Origin of the sequence: Streptomyces mutomycini (assembly GCF_001700505.1) — a bacterium.
Lineage (GTDB): Bacteria > Actinomycetota > Actinomycetes > Streptomycetales > Streptomycetaceae > Streptomyces > Streptomyces mutomycini.
The window spans coordinates 12673-28604 of the sequence record NZ_MAPV01000094.1 but is presented as its reverse complement, the minus strand read 5'-3'; the positions used below and the strand labels follow the sequence as shown (position 1 = coordinate 28604).

The following is a 15932-nucleotide window of genomic DNA, read 5'->3' as shown; positions in this document are numbered from 1 at the left end:
CCGAAGCCCTCGCGGAAGTGGCCCCCGGCCAAAAGATATCCATGGATTCCACCCCGCCATCGGAAATTCCGGCCGGTTGCAATAGAGTCACAGAACAGGCGTCGATCGGCCGCGTTTCGCGGGGATTAAGGCGGAGGTTCGGACATGCGCATTCCCGCGCATTCGGTATGCACGGCAATCCGTGACGACATCGTCTCGGGTGTCTTCGAGCGCGGCGGCCGCCTCACCGAAGAGGTGCTTGCGCGCCGCTACGGCGTATCCCGCGTCCCCGTGCGCGAGGCGCTGCGCACCCTGGAGTCCGAGGGGTTCGTCGTCACCCGCCGGCACGCCGGTGCCTGTGTCGCGGAACCCACGGAGCAGGAGGCCGCCGACCTCCTCGAGATCCGGATGCTCCTGGAGCCCCTCGGTGCGGCGCGGGCCGCCCAGCGCCGTACCGAGGCGCATCTGAAGGTGCTTCGCGGCCTGGTCAGGCTGGGGCAGGAGCGGGTGCGCCGGGGCGAGGGGGAGGATCTGCGCTCCCTGGGCGGCTGGTTCCACGAGACGCTGGCGCAGGCCTCGGGCAGCCCCGCGCTCATCGCGCTGCTCACCCAGCTCCGGCACAAGATCGCCTGGATGTACGCCGTCGAGCAGCCGGCCCGCCCCGCGGACTCCTGGGCCGCGCACGGGGCGCTGGTCGACGCCGTGGCGCGCCGCGACCCGGAACGGGCCAGGGCGCTGGCGGCCCAGCACGCGGAGCGCGCCACCACCGCCCACCGGCTGCGGGGTGTGGACCTGCCGGGGCGCGGGGCGGGGGCGGCCCGGGTGAGGACTTCGCAACACCCCGTAAACACCGCGGGAGCCCGCCATTAACAATTGCGCCGTATACAAAGAGAGTAATTCTCGATGCGCTTTCTTTTTGCTGCCCTGAATCAGATTTCCGGGGCGCGGCCACCTGGTTCATCGCTCTGGCCCGGAAACAGAAAAGCCGCGGATCCCGGTGGGGGATGCCGCGGCTTTTCCGTGGAAAAGACTCCAGTCCGGGGCTGCCGGAATCAGACGGTCTCCGGAAGCTCCTCGAGCCCCTCGGCAACCAGCTTCGCCAGGCGGTCCAGGGCCGCCTCGGCGTCGTCGGCCTCGGACGCGAGCACGATCTCCTCGCCACCCTGGGCGCCCAGGCCGAGCACCGCGAGCATGGAAGCGGCGTTCACCGGGTTGCCGTCCGACTTGGCGATCGTCACGGGGACGCCGGAGGCCGTTGCGGCACGGACGAAGATGGAAGCGGGGCGGGCGTGCAGGCCCTCGGCCCAACCGACGTTGACGCGGCGCTCAGCCATGGTTCTGCCCTTCACGTAACGATGAGTTGTCTAGACCAGTCTCTCATGCACGCCGGACTGCCGTGCCCGGCGCCGCCGCCCGCCCGCCGGCTCCCTCAGCGTGCCCCTGCCGCCATCCCGCCGCGACCGGTGCGACGGGCCGTAGGCTTTGGCCATGGAGCCCACTCCGGAGCAGAGTCCGCATCACGCGTACCCCGACCACTGGGAGGCCGACGTGGTGCTCCGTGACGGTGGCACCGCGCGCATCAGGCCCATCACCACGGACGATGCCGAGCGGCTGGTCAGCTTCTACGAGCAGGTGTCCGACGAGTCGAAGTACTACCGCTTCTTCGCCCCGTATCCGCGTCTCTCCGCCCGTGACGTGCACCGCTTCACCCATCACGACTACGTCGACCGGGTGGGCCTGGCCGTCACGATCGGCGGCGAGTTCATCGCCACCGTCCGTTTCGACCGGATCGACGAGCAGGGCAGGCCCGCATCGGCCCCGGCGGACGAGGCCGAGGTCGCGTTCCTCGTCCAGGACGCCCACCAGGGCCGCGGCGTGGCGTCGGCCCTCCTCGAACACATCGCGGCGGTGGCCAGGGAACGGGGCATCCGCCGCTTCGCGGCCGAGGTGCTGCCCGCCAACAACAAGATGATCAAGGTGTTCCGGGACGCGGGCTTCACCCAGCAGCGCAGCTTCGAGGAAGGCTCCGTCCACCTCACCCTCGACCTGGAGCCCACGGCCGAGTCCCTCGCCGTCCAGCGCGCCCGCGAACAGCGGGCCGAAGCGCGCTCCGTCCAGCGTCTGCTGGCCCCCGGGTCCGTCGCCGTCATCGGAGTCGGCCGCGAACCCGGCGGCGTGGGCCGGACCGTGCTGCGCAATCTCCTCGGCTCGGGCTTCACCGGACGCACGTACGCGGTGAACACCTCCTTCCCCCCGGGCCTGGACACGGTCGACGGAGTGCCCGCCCACCGCTCCGTGGGCGGCATCGGCGAGCAGGTCGACCTCGCGGTCGTCGCCGTCCCCGCGGACCGGGTGCCCGAGGCCGTCGCCGACTGCGGCGAACACGGGGTGCAAGGGCTCGTCGTCCTCACGGCCGGGTACGCCGAGCGCGGCGCCGACGGCCGGGAGCGGCAGCGGGAACTGGTCCGGCAGGCGCGCTCGTACGGCATGCGGATCATCGGGCCGAACGCCTTCGGCATCATCAACACCTCCGACACGGTCCGCCTCAACGCCTCCCTCGCCCCCGAGTCCCCCAAGGCCGGGCGCATCGGGCTCTTCACTCAGTCCGGCGCTATCGGGATCGCCGTCCTGTCCGGTCTCCACCGCAGGGGCGCGGGGCTGTCGGCCTTCATCTCGGCGGGCAACCGGGCCGACGTCTCGGGCAACGACTTCCTGCAGTACTGGTACGAGGACCAGGGCACCGACGTCGCCCTGCTGTACCTCGAATCACTCGGCAATCCGCGCAAGTTCACCCGGCTCGCCCGCCGGACGGCCGCCGTGAAGCCCGTCGTCGTGGTGAAGGGCGCCCGGCACAGCGGTTCCAACCCGCAGGGCCACGCCGTACCGGTCAGCCGCATCCCCGACGCGACGGTGTCCGCTCTGATGCGCCAGGCGGGAGTGATCCGCGTCGACACGGTGACGGAGATGGCGGACGTCGGGCTGCTCCTCGCCGGCCAGCCCCTGCCGAACGGCCCACGGGTGGCGATCCTGGGCAACTCGGAGTCGCTCGGCCTCCTCACCTACGACGCCTGCCTGGCGGAAGGACTGCGCCCGCGCCAGCCCCGCGACCTCACCACGGCGGCGGGCCCGCAGGACTTCCGGCGCGCGCTGGCCGAGGCGCTCGCCGACGGGACGTGCGACGCCGTGATCGTGACAGCGATCCCCTGGGTGGGGGAGAACGGAGAGGCGGAGACCGGGGAGGGGGAGGTCCTCGCGGCCGCGCTGCGGGAGGCGGCGGCCACCGGCCCGGCCAAGCCGGTGGCGGTGGTGCACGTGGAGATGGGCGGCCTGGCGCAGGCCCTCGCCGCCGCCACGAGCACCGCCGGCCCGCCCGCGCCCCGGCAGGCGGGACCTCCGGCCGCCCGGCGGCCACAGCTCCCCACTCCGGCCCCCTCCGGCGCGCCGGCCGAGGGCGGGCCCCGGACCGGCGACCCGGCACCGGCCGCGCCCGGAAGGGGCGCGGGCACCGCCGGCCACCCGGAACCCTCCGCGGGCCGGATCCCCGCCTACCCCGCCGCCGAGCGAGCCGTCCGCGCGCTCGCCGAGGCGGTGAAGTACGCCCAGTGGCGGCGCCAGGCGGCCTCCCCCGGCAAAGTCCCCGAATTCCTGGGCGACACCATCGACGAGCACGGCACCGCCGGGCTGATCGAGACGCTGCTCGGCCCGGACCCCGACCCGCGTGGCCGCCCCCTCACCCACGACGAGGCCCGCGAGCTGCTCGCCCGCTACGGCGTGACCGTACGGCCGGCGCTGCCTGCCCCCGAGGCGGAGGCCGCCGTCGCAGCCGCCGCGGAGCTCGGCTACCCGGTGGCCCTCAAGACCACCGCACCCCATCTCCGGCACCGCGCCGACCTCGGGGGAGTCCGGCTCGACCTCGTCGACGAGGACGCCCTGCGCCGGGCGTACGCCGAACTGACCGACCTGCTCGGCACGCCCGCCGAACTGCGCCCAGTCGTCCAGGCCATGGCGCCCAGGGGCGTCGACACCGTCGTCAGGGCGTCCATCGACGCCGCCGCAGGCGCCGTCCTCTCCTTCGGTCTGGCCGGCGCCCCCTCCGAACTCCTGGGCGACACGGCCCACCGGCTCGTGCCCGCCACCGACCGCGACGCCGCCGAACTGATCCGCTCCATCAAGGCGGCTCCGGTGCTGTTCGGCTGGCGCGGCTCCGCGCCGGCGGACACCGAGGCGCTCGAAGAACTCCTCCTGCGGGTGTCCCGGCTCGTCGACGACCACCCCGAGGTCGTCTCGGTCACCCTGGAGCCCGTGGTCGTGGCCACGCAGGGGCTGACGGTGCTCGGAGCGAGCGTCCGGCTCGCGCCGCCACCGGCCCGCAGCGATCTCGGTCCCCGCCGGCTCCCCAGCTACTGACCGCCCATGGACCCGCGTACGACGTCCCCGGCAGCCACCGGCCCCCCGTAGGATGGTGCGCATGGCAAAGACCGGTACCACGACCCAGGGGCTGCGCGCGGCGATCGAGCGCAGCGGCTACTACCCGGCCCTCGTGGCCGAGGCGGTGGAGGCCGCCGTCGGCGGTGAGCCGGTCGCTTCGTACCTGGTCCACCAGGAGACCACCTTCGACTCCAACGAGGTCCGCCGCCATGTCACGGTCCTCGTCCTGACGGACACGCGCTTCATCGTCAGCCACACCGACGAGCAGGCGGCCGACACGAGTTCCCCCACGCCGTACGCCACGACGTCGACCGAGTCGGTCAAGCTCGACCGGATCTCGTCCGTCGTGGTCAGCCGCGTGGTCGCCAACCCCGAGAAGTACGTGCCCGGCACGCTGCCCCGCGAGGTCGTCCTGACCATCGGCTGGGGCGCTGTGTCCCGTATCGACCTGGAGCCCGCGGCATGCGGTGACCCCAACTGCGATGCCGACCACGGCTACACCGGCAGTTCCACCGCCGACGACCTGAGCCTGCGCGTCAGCGAGGCCGGGGACGGCCCGGACACCGTGCGCCAGACCCTCGCCTTCGCGCAGTCCCTCTCCGAGGCCACGGCCGTGACAGCGGCGACCGCCCGCTGATGGTCCAGCCCGCCTGGCAGGATCCCGTCCTGCTCGCCCCCGAGGCCGCGCCCGTACCCGAATACGGCACCGGCTCGCTCGCCGATCTGCTGCCGACGCTCGTCGCCGGGCAGGGCGTACCCGGCTTCGAGGCGGCGATTGACGAACTCACCCCCGCCGACCGGAACTGCGTCTTCCTGATCGACGGGCTCGGCTGGGAGCAGATCAAGGCACACCCGGACGAGGCGCCCTTCCTGCACTCGCTGCTCCCCACCTCCCGCGGTGGCACCGGCCGCCCCGTCACCTCGGGCTTCCCGGCGACCACGGCGACCTCCCTCGCCTCGGTCGGCACCGGCCTGCCGCCCGGTGAGCACGGCCTCCCCGGATACACGGTGCGCAACCCGGAGACCGGTGCGCTGATGAACCAGCTCCGCTGGAAGCCGTGGACCGCGCCGAAGGTCTGGCAGCCGCACCCCACCGTCTTCCAGCTCGCCGACGCCGCCGGCGTACGCACGGCCCAGGTCTCCGCTCCAGCCTTCGAGCAGACCCCCCTGACCAAGGTCGCGCTCAGCGGTGGTTCCTTCCTCGGCCGGCTCACGGGCGAGGACCGGATGGACCTCGCGGCCGAGCGGCTCGCGGCCGGTGACCGGTCCCTCGTCTACACGTACTACAGCGAGGTCGACGGCCAGGGGCACCGCTACGGGGTGGACTCCGACGCCTGGCGGGGCCAGCTGATGTACGTCGACGGGCTCGCCCGGCGCCTCGCCGAGCAGCTTCCGCCGCGCTCGGCGCTGTACATCACCGCCGACCACGGCATGATCGACATCCCGTTCGACGAGCAGTCCCGGATCGACTTCGACGAGGACTGGGAACTGAGCGCCGGGGTCGCCCTGCTGGGCGGCGAAGGCCGTGCCCGCCATGTGTACGCGGTCCCCGGAGCCCAGGCTGACGTGCTGACCGTCTGGCGAGAGGTGCTCGGCGAGCAGTTCTGGGTGGCGAGCAGGGACGAGGCCATCGCGGCCGGCTGGTTCGGCCCGCGGATCGACGAGCGGGTGTACGGCAGGATCGGCGACGTGGTGGCGGCCGCCCACGACGACGTCGTGATCACCGCTTCGGCCAAGGAGCCCCACGAGTCCGCGATGGTGGGCATGCACGGTTCACTGACCCCCGTGGAACAACTGGTCCCGCTCCTCGAAGTACGCTCGTAGCCGACGTTTTCCGCACCTCGCACCGAACCCACCTCCGAAAGGCCCGCACCTTCTCATGCCCGAGCTCGTGTTCTTCTCCGGGACGATGGACTGCGGAAAGAGCACTCTGGCACTCCAGATCGGACACAACCGGTCGGCGCGGGGGCTCCGGGGTGTGATCTTCACCCGGGACGACCGGGCTGGTGAGGGCAAGTTGTCCTCACGGCTGGGTCTGGTGACGGAGGCCGTCGAGGCGAACGAGGGGATGGACCTCTACGCGTACCTGGTTGACCAGCTGACCAAGGGCGGCAGGGTCGACTACGTGATCGTGGACGAGGCGCAGTTCCTGGCTCCTGCCCAGATTGATCAACTGGCGCGCGTCGTGGACGACTTGGGGATGGACGTCTTCGCTTTCGGTATCACGACGGACTTCCGCACGAGGCTGTTTCCCGGTTCGCAGCGACTGATCGAGCTGGCGGACCGGATCGAGCAGCTCCAGGTCGAGGCTCTGTGCTGGTGCGGAGCCCGTGCCACGCACAACGCGCGGACCATAGACGGCGAGATGGTCGTCGAGGGCGCCCAGGTCGTGGTCGGTGATGTGAACCGGCCGATGGGCGAGATCGGTTACGAGGTTCTCTGCCGCCGTCACCACCGGCGCCGTATGACTGCCGCGTCCGCTCACGTCGGCGCACTGTCCCCGGATGTTCTGCCGGTTTCGTCTGCTTGATGCCGGGGCGGGTACGGAGCCGCGCGGAGGGCGGCTGCGGAGGCGAGCGAGGAGACCGCCGCCAGCGCTCCGAACACGTGCGGGTAGCCGCCCAGCGGTATCGCCAGTGCGGCGCCCGCGAAGGGGGCGAGGGCGGAGGCGGTGGTGGTCGGTGCCGCCAGGAGGCCGGACAGGCGGCCGTAGTGGGTGGTGCCCCAGCGGTCGGTGATCGCAGTTGCCTGGAGCAGGGTGAGGTTGCCCCGGACCATCCCGGCGGCGATCGACAGAGCGATCAGCAGTCCGTAAGGGCCGGGGCTGAGTGCGAGTGCCGCGGTGGTGAGGCCGCCGAGTGCGATCAGTGTGGTCGTGCGGGCGGTGACTCCGGTGCGGCGGGCGAGACTTGCGTACAGGGTGCGTCCGAGGGTCTGTCCGGCGCCGCCGAGTCCGAGTGCCCACGCCGCCTCGCTGGTGGAGTAACCGCGTTCCAGCAGGAGGGGGACCAGGGCGACGACCACGGCCGAGACGGTGAACGCGGAGAGGGTGAGTGCTACCGCGAGCATGCGGAAGGGGCGGCTGTGGGCCGCCGTCCTCGCGGACTGGCCGGCGTGAATTTTCGGGGGCGATGGCGCTGGGGGCCAGGGAGCTCTGAGTGCCAGCGCGTGGGCGGGGATCGTCACGACGGCGAGGAGGACGGCGAGCACCGTGTAGGTCATGCGCCAGGAGAGGTGTCCGGCCAGCGCTGCGGTGAGGGGTGCGAAGAGAGTGGAGGCCAGTCCGCCGGCGAGGGTCACGATGGTCAGTGCGCGGACGTGGTCGGGGGCCCACCAGCGGGTGACCGCGGCGAAGGCGGGCTGGTAGAAGGTGGCCGCCATTGCGAATCCGGCCAGCGCCCAACCGGAGGCGAAGAGAGGCAGGTTCGGGGCGGCGGCGACGACGAGGATGCTCAGCACGCCGAGGACGGAGCCGGCCGTCATGACGGTGCGGGGACCACGGTGGTCGATGATCCGGCCCACCCGTATTCCGGCGAACGCGGAGATGAGCAGGGCGAGGGAGAACGCCGCTGTCGTCGCCCCGGGCGGCCAGCCGGTGTTCTCGGTGATCTGGGGGTTGAGGACGGGGAAGGCGTAGAAGACGACGCCCCAGCTGGTGACCTGTGTGGCGCACAGGGCCGGGAGGACTCCCCGGGGTCGCGACCGGTCCCCTGTTCCGGTCGCGGCCCCGCGGGCGTCGGTCTCGGTCACGCGCAGCAGCCACCTGACGGCGCGGGCTCCTCGGCAGCCGCGGTGGAAGCGGGCGCGGAGGAGCCGATCTGCACCAGGGCGGGCGCCGGGGCGCAGCAGCCGCCGCCGTCCGCTTCTCCTGCGGAGGGGTCGTCGAAGAGTCCGGCCCCGCCGCAGACTCCGGTCTCGGGGAGGGTGAGTTCGACGCGGTCGGCGGACTCCATGTCACCGGCGAGGGCGGCGGTGACGGAGCGGACCTGCTCGTATCCGGTCATGGCGAGGAAGGTCGGGGCGCGGCCGTAGGACTTCATGCCGACGAGGTAGACCCCGGCTTCGGGGTGGGAAAGCTCGCGGTGCCCGTGCGGGTAGACCGTGCCGCAGGAGTGCTGGTTGGGATCGATCAGCGGGGCCAGCTCGGACGGTGCCTGCAGGCGCTCGTCCAGGCCGAGGCGGAGCTCGGACAGGAAGGACAGGTCGGGACGCAGGCCGGTCAGGACGATGACCTCGTCCACCGGGTCGAGACGGCGCCCGTCGTCAGCCACGAGGATCAGACGCTCGTCGTCACCGCGTTCGACGACGTCCGTGCGGAAGCCGGTGACGGCATCGGCGTGTCCGGCATCGACGGCGGCCTTCGCCGCCAGGCCCAGGGCGCCGCGGGCGGGGAGCTGGTCGGCGCTGCCGCCGCCGAAGGTGGAGCCGCTGATCCCGCGTCGCAGGATCCAGACGGAGTGGGTGCCGGGCTCGTCCTTCGCGACGTCGGCGAGCGAGGCGAGGGCGGTGAAGGCGGAGGCACCCGAGCCGATGACGGCGGTGCGCTTGCCGGCGTACCGGGCGCGTACGGCCGGGTCCCGGAGGTCGGGGACGCGGTAGGAGATGCGGGCCGAGGCGGCGTGCTCACCGAGCGCGGGAAGCCCGTCGGCGCCGATGGGGCTGGGGGTGGACCAGGTGCCTGAGGCGTCGATGACGGCCCGGGCGAGAATCCGCTCCTCCGTGCCGTCCGCGCTCTTGATGCGTACGGTGAAGGGCTGCTGCTCACGGTCCGCGTCGACGATGCGGTCGCGGCCGAGGCGGGACACGCCTGTGACGGTGGCGCCGTAGCGGATCTTGTCCCCGAGAACGTCGGCAAGCGGCTGGAGGTACTTCTCCACCCAGTCGGCGCCGGAGGGGTAGGTGCCGCCGTCGGGTGCGGTCCAGCCGGTGGGGGACAGGAGCTTCTCGGCGGCCGGGTCCACGAGCTCGGACCACGTCGAGAACAGCCGCACGTGCCCCCACTCGCGCACCGCGCTGCCCGCTGTGGGGCCGGCCTCCAGGACCAGGGTTTCCATGCCGTGCCCGGTGAGGTGGGCGGCGGCGGCCAGGCCGGTGGGGCCGGCTCCGATCACCACGGTGGGCAGGGCGGTGGTGGGCGCGTTCACGGTGACTCCCTGATTGCTTCGACGTCTGTCGATGGCTTGCACTGCCAGCATGGCACCTGTATCGATAGGCGTCAACATAGACATTCATCGAAATCGAAGGGTCTTGTGCTGTACTCCCCGGCGCGTTTCGGCGCATGCGGGCTGCTGTCGCTTCCTCGCTCGCTGATTCGATGTGTGTCAACATAGGTGTATGTCGAATACCAGGTCGCTGCCTGTGCTGGAGCCGGTTGCCGCGCCGTGCTGCCCGCCGCTGACCGAACGGCCGTTGAGCGCGGACGAGGCCGAGCGGACGGCGAAGATGTTCAAGGCGCTCGGTGACCCCGTCCGCCTGCGCCTGTTCTCCGCTGTCGCCTCGCACGAGGGCGGCGAGGCGTGCGTCTGCGACATCTCCGACGTGGGTGTGTCCCAGCCGACGGTTTCCCATCACCTGAAGAAGCTGAGGGAGGCCGGCCTGCTCACCTCCGAGCGGCGTGGGACGTGGGTCTACTACCGCGTGGAGCCCTCCGTGCTTGCGGCCATGGGGCAGTTGCTCTCCGCCGCTGCCTGATATCCCGGCCCTCGCCGGGGGCTGCTTCGCCGGCAGTGGGAAGTCCCCGAGGCCATGAGGACGGGTTGCCGGAGCCCCTGGAACAGCCGGCGGCCTTCAGGCGCCTGGCGCGCCGGGCGGACAGCGACGGCCGTCCATGCGTCCCGACCCTGCACGGGTACCGCACGACGTGATCCGCGTCCGGGTACTCCGCCCCGTCCTGGGCGGGCATCAGCCATCCCGGGAGGGAGGAGTACGCGGCCGGGGGGAGCAGGCGGAGTGAGTCCCAGGTGTGCTGCCATGCACCACCCGGTGCGGGCTGGGCGTCGAGAATGACGAAGTCGAGGTTCTGACGGCGCAGGTGGTGGCCGGCGGCGAGTCCTGCTTGGCCGCCGCCGGCCACCACTGCATCCACCGCTCGCGTCACCGGGTCACCGCCCTGCCCGTGCCGGGCACCTCGGCTCCCGCCGCATGCCTGCGCAGCTCTGCTCCCACCGTCAGCCGGATGCGACGCGGGCCGTAGTGCGGACGGTGGGGTGCGGGCGGGAGCCGAGGCTGTGCATCAGTGCTGCGTGGTGCTGGTCGCGAGTGCGGACGAGGCGAACTTCCTGCGCCAGGCCAGGGCGACGTAGACGAGGGCGATCAGGACCGGGACCTCGATCAGCGGGCCGACGACGCCGGACAGCGCCTGGCCGGAGGTGACGCCGAAGGTGGCGATGGCCACGGCGATGGCCAGCTCGAAGTTGTTCCCGGCCGCGGTGAAGGCCAGCGTCGCGGTGCGGTCGTAGGCCAGGCCGATGGCCTTGCCGATCAGGAAGCTGCCGAAGAACATGATCGCGAAGTACACGAGCAGCGGCACCGCGATGCGGACCACGTCCAGTGGCTGCGAGGTGATCGTCTTTCCCTGCAGGGCGAAGAGGATGATGATCGTGAAGAGCAGGCCGTACAGGGCCCAGGGGCCGATCTTCGGCAGGAACTTCGCCTCGTAGGACTCGCGGCCCATCTTCTTCTCGCCCAGGCGGCGGGTGAGGAAGCCGGCGAGCAGGGGTACGCCGAGGAAGATGACGACGTTCAGGGCGATCTTCCACATGGAGATGTCGAGCGTCTCGCCTTCGCCCAGGCCGAGCCAGCCGGGCAGGAGGTCGAGGTAGAGCCACCCGAGCAGGCCGAACGCGATGACCTGGAAGACCGAGTTCAGGGCCACCAGCACGGCGGCGGCCTCGCGGTCGCCGCAGGCCAGGTCGTTCCAGATGATGACCATGGCGATGCAGCGGGCCAGGCCGACGATGATCAGGCCGGTGCGGTACTCGGGCAGGTCCGGGAGGAAGATCCACGCCAGCGCGAACATGACGGCCGGGCCGATGATCCAGTTGATGACCAGTGACGAGACCATCAGCCTGCGGTCGCCGGTGACCGCGTCGAGCCTGTCGTATCGGACCTTCGCCAGGACCGGATACATCATGATCAGCAGGCCGACGGCGATCGGCAGCGAGATGCCACCGATCTCCACCTTCGCCAGTGCGTCGTCCAGGCCGGGGATCAGACGTCCGAGACCGAGGCCCAGCGCCATGGCCAGGAGGATCCAGACCGCGAGGAAGCGGTCCAGGGTGGACAGCTTCCTCACGACCGAGGAGTCCTCTGTCGTCGTCGCGGGTGCTTCGGTGGGGGTCACGGACAGGCCCTCTTGTTCTCGGCGGCGTTACGGGCGGAATCGGCCAGGTCGGCGAACTGGCCGGCTAGCTGGGCGATGACGTCCGGGCGGAGCTTGTAGTAGGTGAAGCGCCCGCACGGTTCGGTATCCACGACCCCGGCCTCGCGCAGCACCCTCAGATGGTTGGAGAGGTTGGTCTGCCGGGCACCGGTCTCCTCCACCAAGTGGCTGGTGCACAGCGTCTCGCGTGCGAGCAGGGTGACGATCCGGAGCCGGAGCGGATCACCCAGCACCCTGATCAGTTCAGTGTCGACTGACGTCATCATGGGCTGATACTGTCACATCAGTGAATGCTGACACCACCGGGTGCTGATGTCACGGGTGCCTGATTCCTTTGTGCGACGAGAGAGATCCCCTGATGTCCGAGAAGCCCTCTGTGCTGTTCGTCTGTGTCCACAACGCCGGCCGCTCCCAGATGGCCGCCGCGTGGCTGGCCCACCTGGCCGGAGGCCGCGTCGAGGTCCGCTCCGCGGGTTCCGACCCGGGCGACGCGGTGAACCCGGCCGCCGTCGAAGCGATGGCAGAGGTCGGCATCGACATCTCCGCCGAGCAGCCGAAGGTCCTCACCGTCGACGCGGTCAGGGAATCGGACGTCTGCGTCACGATGGGCTGCGGCGACACCTGCCCCGTCTTCCCCGGCAAGCGCTACCTGGACTGGAAGCTCGAGGACCCGGCCGGCCAGGGTGTGGCAGCTGTGCGCCCGATCCGCGACGAGATCAAGGCCATGGTCGAGGGCCTGATCGAGGAGATCGCGCCGGAGGCGTCCAGGTGAGGCCGGATGCGGACATCCGCGACGTCACCGTCATGGGCTCCGGCCCCGCCGGATACGCCGTCGGCCGCACGCGGCGCTCGCCGAACTCCAGCCGCTGGTCTTCGAAGGCTCCGTGACCGCGCGGTGTCTCCGGGCCGGCTCAACCGCCCGGCGGCCGGACGATCGTGAACACCGCACCCTCGGGGTCGGCGACCGTGGCCAGCCTGCCGCTGGAGGACTCTCGCGGGGGCTGGAGCACGTGCCCGCCGAGCTCCACCACGCGGGCCGCCGCCTCGTCGGTGTCGGCGACCTGGAAGTAGGTCATCCAGTGGGGGCCCCGGTCGCGCGGAAGAGCGTGCCCCACGCCGTGCAGAGCGGCCACCGGCCGGCCCTCGAGGTGCAGCGTCTGGTAGTCGAAGTCGGCCGAGACGACCGCCTCGGTCCCGAATCCGAACACCGCCTGGTAGAACTTGGCGACCGACGCGGTCTCCCGGGTCACCAGCTCGTTCCACGCAGGCGTGCCCGGGGTGCCCGCGAGGGCGGTACCGAGGTGCTCGGCGGCCTGCCAGACACCGAAGACCGCGCCGCCCGGGTCGGACGCGAGCAGGAGGCGGCCCGCGTTCCCGGCGTCCAGGGGGCCCACGGCCACCGTCCCGCCGCAGGAACGGATCGACTCCGACGTGACATCGGCGTCCTCCGTGGCGAAATAGGTCGTCCAGGCGATCGGAAGGTGCCGGCTCGGCGGAAGCTGCCCGATGCCCGCGACGTCCTTGCCGCGGAGCAGCGCCCGGACGTAGGGCCCCAGTTGCTCGGGGCCAGGACGGAACTCCCAGCCGAACAAGCGACTGTAGAACTCCTGGGTCGCGGTCAGGTCGTGCACGATCAGACTCACCCAGCACGGTGCTCCGGGCGTGCGCCGGGTGGCAGCCTCGGTCATCTTCTTCTCTCTTCTCGTACCATCGGGGCCGCCTTACGGGGGGACGAAGCCTGCGCGGTGACCAGCGGTACGGATACGGGTGCGTACGCTCCGTGCAGATGCTCGCACCACTTGGGCCCCGAGGCACCCCGGCCGCGCCGCGATTTCCCGCTTCCGCACACGCCGAGGCCTGATTTGGTGTGGTACATCCTTTTCGGTGCGGCGCCGCCACGGGCAGGCGCTGCGCGAGGATGGCACCTATGAAGCCCATCATCACGGCATCCGAATACATGAGCGAGTCAGCTGGGCCGCGCCCCCCGGTCCTCCTGGACGTCCGCTGGCAGCTCGGCGGGCCCAACGGCCGTGCCGACTACGAGGCCGGGCACCTCCCGGGCGCGGTGTACATCGATCTCGACTCCGAGCTCGCGGGGCCTGCCGGCAGCGGCGGCCGTCATCCACTGCCGGACCCGGAGGCCTTCGGCGCCGTCATGCGGCGGGCCGGCGTCGGGCGCGAAACCCCGGTGGTGGTCCACGACGGCGGCCAGGGCTGGGCGGCGGCCCGCGCGTGGTGGCTGCTGCGCTGGGCGGGACACCCCGATGTCCGCGTACTGGACGGCGGTCTCGCCGCGTGGACCGGCGAGCTCACCACCACTGTCCCCGAGCCCGCCGAGGGCGATTTCCGGCCCGAGCCGGGCGCGCTCCGTCTCCTGGACGCGGACGGCGCCGCGGAGCTCGCCTGCTCCGGGCTGCTGCTCGACGCGCGGGCCGCGGAGCGCTACCGGGGGGACGTCGAGCCCATCGACCGGGTCGGCGGGCACATCCCCGGTGCGGTGTCCGCCCCGACCACGCAGAACGTCGGCGAGGACGGGCGCTTCCTGGCCCCGGGCTCTCTCGCCGCCCGCTTCGCCGCCCTGGGCGCCGACGGCGCCACCGAGGTCGGCGTCTACTGCGGCTCCGGCGTCTCGGGCGCCCATGAGGTGCTGGCACTGGAGCTCGCCGGGCACCGTGCCGCGCTGTACGCCGGGTCCTGGTCGGAGTGGTCCTCGGACGAATCCCGGCCCGTCGCCACGGGGCCGTCGCCCGTCTGACGGGAGCGGCCCGGGCTTCGGCCGGGGTGAGGGCCCGTACGCAGTCGCGTACGGGCCCTCACCCCGCCCGGCTTTGGGGCCGGTCCTCAGTCCTGCTTCTTCCGGCGGGTGCCGAAGACGATCTCGTCCCAGCTCGGTACCGCCGCCCGGCGTCCAGGGCGTACGCCGTCCGCCTCGGCCTGACGGTCCGTCGTCCCGGTCAGCCGGTCGCGGTGGCCGGCCACCGCGCGTGGCATCAGTACATCGGCGTATGCGGAACCCGCACCGGCCGACGCCGCCGCGGCCGGGGGCTCGTCCGCCTCGGGCTCCTGCTGCGGAGCCGGTTCGAGCGCGGGCGGTTCGGGCTGCGAGGGCCGCTCCGGGACGACCATGTCGCCACGGAAGCTCGGCACCGCCTCCAGAAGGCTGGTCAGCGAGTCGCGCTCGCTCGCGGACACACCGCCGATGCGCTCCTCCGGCTCCGCGGTGGAGGGCGCGGGCCGCTCGATCTGGCGGTCCAGCGCACGGTCCAGCGGCCGGTCACGCGGCAGCCTCGCGATCCGGGGCACGAACGGGAAGCTCGGCTCCGGAGCGGCGACGTCCTCGGTCTCACCGATGAGTGAGCGCGCCTCTTCGTCCACGGCCTGGACCAGGCGCCGGGGCGGGTCGTACGTCCAGCTCGCGGAGTGCGGTTCGCCCGCGACGCGGTAGACCAGGAGGACCTCCCAGGTGCCGTCGTCCCGGCGCCAGGAATCCCACTGGACGGTCTCCCTGTCGGCGCCGCGCAGCAGCAGCCGCTCATGCACCGCCTCGCCGAGCTGGGGCCCGGTGTTCTCGCCGGGACGGCGCACAGGGGTCTTACGGGCGCGCTCGGCCATGAACGCGCGCTCCGCGAGGACGGGGCCCTCGAAGCGGCGCACCCGGTCCACGGGGATGCCCGCGAACTGGGCGACCTCCTCGGCGGAGGCGCCTGCTCGTATGCGCGCCTGGATGTCGCGTGGGCGGAGATGGCTCTCCACCTCGATCTCGATCTGGCCCAGCCGGGCGCGGTCATTGCGCACGGCGGCACGCAGCCGCTCATCGATCGGAAGCGTGTACTCCGTGCTGTCCGCAGCCTTGAGCACCAGTCGTGTGCCGTCGTTTGAGACGGCCACGACACGCAGTTCGGGCATGGGAACCTCCCGGGTGGTGCCTGCCGACGTCACGTGCGTCGCTGCTTCCGCTAGTCGAGTGTGACCTGCCCGGGTTCAGCCTGCCACAACCTTGCCAAGTTACCCGGCGTATCGGGCCTCGGCCCTGCAACGCCACGATGGCACGGTCACCTGTGTGCCACGCGGGGCGACCGGATGGCCGCTCCATGTCGCAGACGCCCGTGCGATGCCGAGGCGCCGCCGGTTCGGGGGCCTCCTT

Annotated in this window: 15 protein-coding genes and 1 pseudogene; 8 read left to right on the top strand and 8 right to left on the bottom strand. The window is 71.8% G+C overall.

The genetic code is table 11. The features are described 5' to 3' along the window. The first annotated feature begins 144 nt into the window (after window positions 1-144). The gene (locus tag BFF76_RS14690) at window positions 145-849 is read left to right on the top strand and encodes a GntR family transcriptional regulator (protein ID WP_065848392.1); all 705 of its coding nucleotides are present in this window, start codon (window positions 145-147) and stop codon (window positions 847-849) included. Between the two features lie 182 nt (window positions 850-1031). On the opposite strand, the gene BFF76_RS14685 is transcribed toward BFF76_RS14690, so the two are convergent. Beyond that, window positions 1032-1313, bottom strand: coding sequence for an HPr family phosphocarrier protein (locus BFF76_RS14685; protein WP_031089384.1), 282 nt, complete (start codon window positions 1311-1313; stop codon window positions 1032-1034). Between the two features lie 154 nt (window positions 1314-1467). Here BFF76_RS14685 and BFF76_RS14680 point away from each other — a divergent pair, with 154 nt between their 5' ends. From BFF76_RS14680 to BFF76_RS14665, 4 genes are all read left to right on the top strand, one after another. After that, complete coding sequence (locus BFF76_RS14680) at window positions 1468-4386, top strand: bifunctional acetate--CoA ligase family protein/GNAT family N-acetyltransferase (protein ID WP_065848391.1); 2919 nt, start codon at window positions 1468-1470, stop codon at window positions 4384-4386. Window positions 4387-4447: 61 nt separating this feature from the next. Further along, window positions 4448-5044 carry a DUF5998 family protein gene (locus tag BFF76_RS14675; protein WP_031089387.1) on the top strand — a complete coding sequence of 199 codons (597 nt, stop codon included), beginning with the start codon at window positions 4448-4450 and terminating at the stop codon, window positions 5042-5044. Further along, complete coding sequence (locus BFF76_RS14670) at window positions 5044-6231, top strand: alkaline phosphatase family protein (protein ID WP_053928809.1); 1188 nt, start codon at window positions 5044-5046, stop codon at window positions 6229-6231. Before BFF76_RS14675 ends, BFF76_RS14670 begins: the two co-directional genes overlap by 1 nt. Window positions 6232-6286: 55 nt before the next feature. Next, window positions 6287-6937, top strand: a complete 651-nt coding sequence (locus BFF76_RS14665) for a thymidine kinase (RefSeq protein WP_031089389.1) — start codon at window positions 6287-6289, stop codon at window positions 6935-6937. Here the strand turns inward: BFF76_RS14665 and BFF76_RS14660 are convergent. Both BFF76_RS14660 and BFF76_RS14655 read right to left on the bottom strand, forming a co-directional pair. Then, on the bottom strand, window positions 6889-8157 hold the full coding sequence (locus tag BFF76_RS14660; protein WP_065848390.1) for an MFS transporter: 1269 nt from the start codon (window positions 8155-8157) through the stop codon (window positions 6889-6891). The two genes, BFF76_RS14665 and BFF76_RS14660, sit on opposite strands and share 49 nt — an antisense overlap. Further along, entirely contained in the window at window positions 8154-9551 is a 1398-nt protein-coding gene (locus BFF76_RS14655) for an NAD(P)-binding domain-containing protein (protein WP_031089392.1), read from the bottom strand. Before BFF76_RS14655 ends, BFF76_RS14660 begins: the two co-directional genes overlap by 4 nt. Window positions 9552-9741: 190 nt before the next feature. Between BFF76_RS14655 and BFF76_RS14650 the strand changes: the two genes are divergently transcribed. After that, window positions 9742-10098, top strand: coding sequence for an ArsR/SmtB family transcription factor (locus tag BFF76_RS14650; protein ID WP_031089394.1), 357 nt, complete (start codon window positions 9742-9744; stop codon window positions 10096-10098). 157 nt (window positions 10099-10255) lie between these two features. On the opposite strand, the pseudogene BFF76_RS33785 reads toward BFF76_RS14650, so the two are convergent. The 3 genes and pseudogenes from BFF76_RS33785 to BFF76_RS14635 form a co-directional block, all read right to left on the bottom strand. Further along, window positions 10256-10504 (bottom strand): annotated as a pseudogene (locus BFF76_RS33785) (NAD(P)-binding protein); the annotation flags it as partial. A 135-nt stretch (window positions 10505-10639) separates the two neighbouring features. Beyond that, on the bottom strand, window positions 10640-11749 hold the full coding sequence (arsB, locus tag BFF76_RS14640; RefSeq protein WP_031089397.1) for an ACR3 family arsenite efflux transporter: 1110 nt from the start codon (window positions 11747-11749) through the stop codon (window positions 10640-10642). Continuing rightward, window positions 11746-12054, bottom strand: coding sequence for an ArsR/SmtB family transcription factor (locus BFF76_RS14635; protein ID WP_031089399.1), 309 nt, complete (start codon window positions 12052-12054; stop codon window positions 11746-11748). Before BFF76_RS14635 ends, arsB begins: the two co-directional genes overlap by 4 nt. Before the next feature lie 92 nt (window positions 12055-12146). Between BFF76_RS14635 and BFF76_RS14630 the strand changes: the two genes are divergently transcribed. Continuing rightward, window positions 12147-12560, top strand: a complete 414-nt coding sequence (locus BFF76_RS14630) for an arsenate reductase ArsC (RefSeq protein ID WP_065848388.1) — start codon at window positions 12147-12149, stop codon at window positions 12558-12560. A 139-nt stretch (window positions 12561-12699) separates the two neighbouring features. On the opposite strand, the gene BFF76_RS14625 is transcribed toward BFF76_RS14630, so the two are convergent. Beyond that, a complete protein-coding gene (locus BFF76_RS14625) occupies window positions 12700-13476 on the bottom strand; it encodes a VOC family protein (RefSeq protein WP_031089403.1) in 777 nt (258 codons plus the stop codon). A gap of 239 nt (window positions 13477-13715) precedes the next feature. Between BFF76_RS14625 and BFF76_RS14620 the strand changes: the two genes are divergently transcribed. Continuing rightward, window positions 13716-14543, top strand: a complete 828-nt coding sequence (locus tag BFF76_RS14620; protein ID WP_065848387.1) for a sulfurtransferase — start codon at window positions 13716-13718, stop codon at window positions 14541-14543. Window positions 14544-14629: 86 nt separating this feature from the next. Here BFF76_RS14620 and sepH read toward each other — a convergent pair whose 3' ends face one another. After that, window positions 14630-15694 (bottom strand): septation protein SepH, encoded by a 1065-nt coding sequence (gene sepH, locus BFF76_RS14615; RefSeq protein WP_031089405.1) that lies wholly within the window; start codon window positions 15692-15694, stop codon window positions 14630-14632. Window positions 15695-15932 lie beyond the last annotated feature (238 nt).

Bases quoted from the DNA above. Each gene is read 5' to 3' on its own strand.
- BFF76_RS14665 (WP_031089389.1), top strand. From the start codon at position 6,287: ATGCCCGAGCTCGTGTTCTTCTCCGGGACGATGGACTGCGGAAAGAGC.
- BFF76_RS14650 (WP_031089394.1), top strand. From the start codon at position 9,742: ATGTCGAATACCAGGTCGCTGCCTGTGCTGGAGCCGGTTGCCGCGCCG.
- BFF76_RS14620 (WP_065848387.1), top strand. From the start codon at position 13,716: ATGAAGCCCATCATCACGGCATCCGAATACATGAGCGAGTCAGCTGGG.
- BFF76_RS14685 (WP_031089384.1), bottom strand. From the start codon at position 1,313: ATGGCTGAGCGCCGCGTCAACGTCGGTTGGGCCGAGGGCCTGCACGCC.
- BFF76_RS14625 (WP_031089403.1), bottom strand. From the start codon at position 13,476: ATGACCGAGGCTGCCACCCGGCGCACGCCCGGAGCACCGTGCTGGGTG.
- BFF76_RS14690 (WP_065848392.1), top strand. From the start codon at position 145: ATGCGCATTCCCGCGCATTCGGTATGCACGGCAATCCGTGACGACATC.
- sepH (WP_031089405.1), bottom strand. From the start codon at position 15,694: ATGCCCGAACTGCGTGTCGTGGCCGTCTCAAACGACGGCACACGACTG.
- BFF76_RS14675 (WP_031089387.1), top strand. From the start codon at position 4,448: ATGGCAAAGACCGGTACCACGACCCAGGGGCTGCGCGCGGCGATCGAG.
- BFF76_RS14630 (WP_065848388.1), top strand. From the start codon at position 12,147: ATGTCCGAGAAGCCCTCTGTGCTGTTCGTCTGTGTCCACAACGCCGGC.
- BFF76_RS14670 (WP_053928809.1), top strand. From the start codon at position 5,044: ATGGTCCAGCCCGCCTGGCAGGATCCCGTCCTGCTCGCCCCCGAGGCC.
- BFF76_RS14635 (WP_031089399.1), bottom strand. From the start codon at position 12,054: ATGATGACGTCAGTCGACACTGAACTGATCAGGGTGCTGGGTGATCCG.
- BFF76_RS14680 (WP_065848391.1), top strand. From the start codon at position 1,468: ATGGAGCCCACTCCGGAGCAGAGTCCGCATCACGCGTACCCCGACCAC.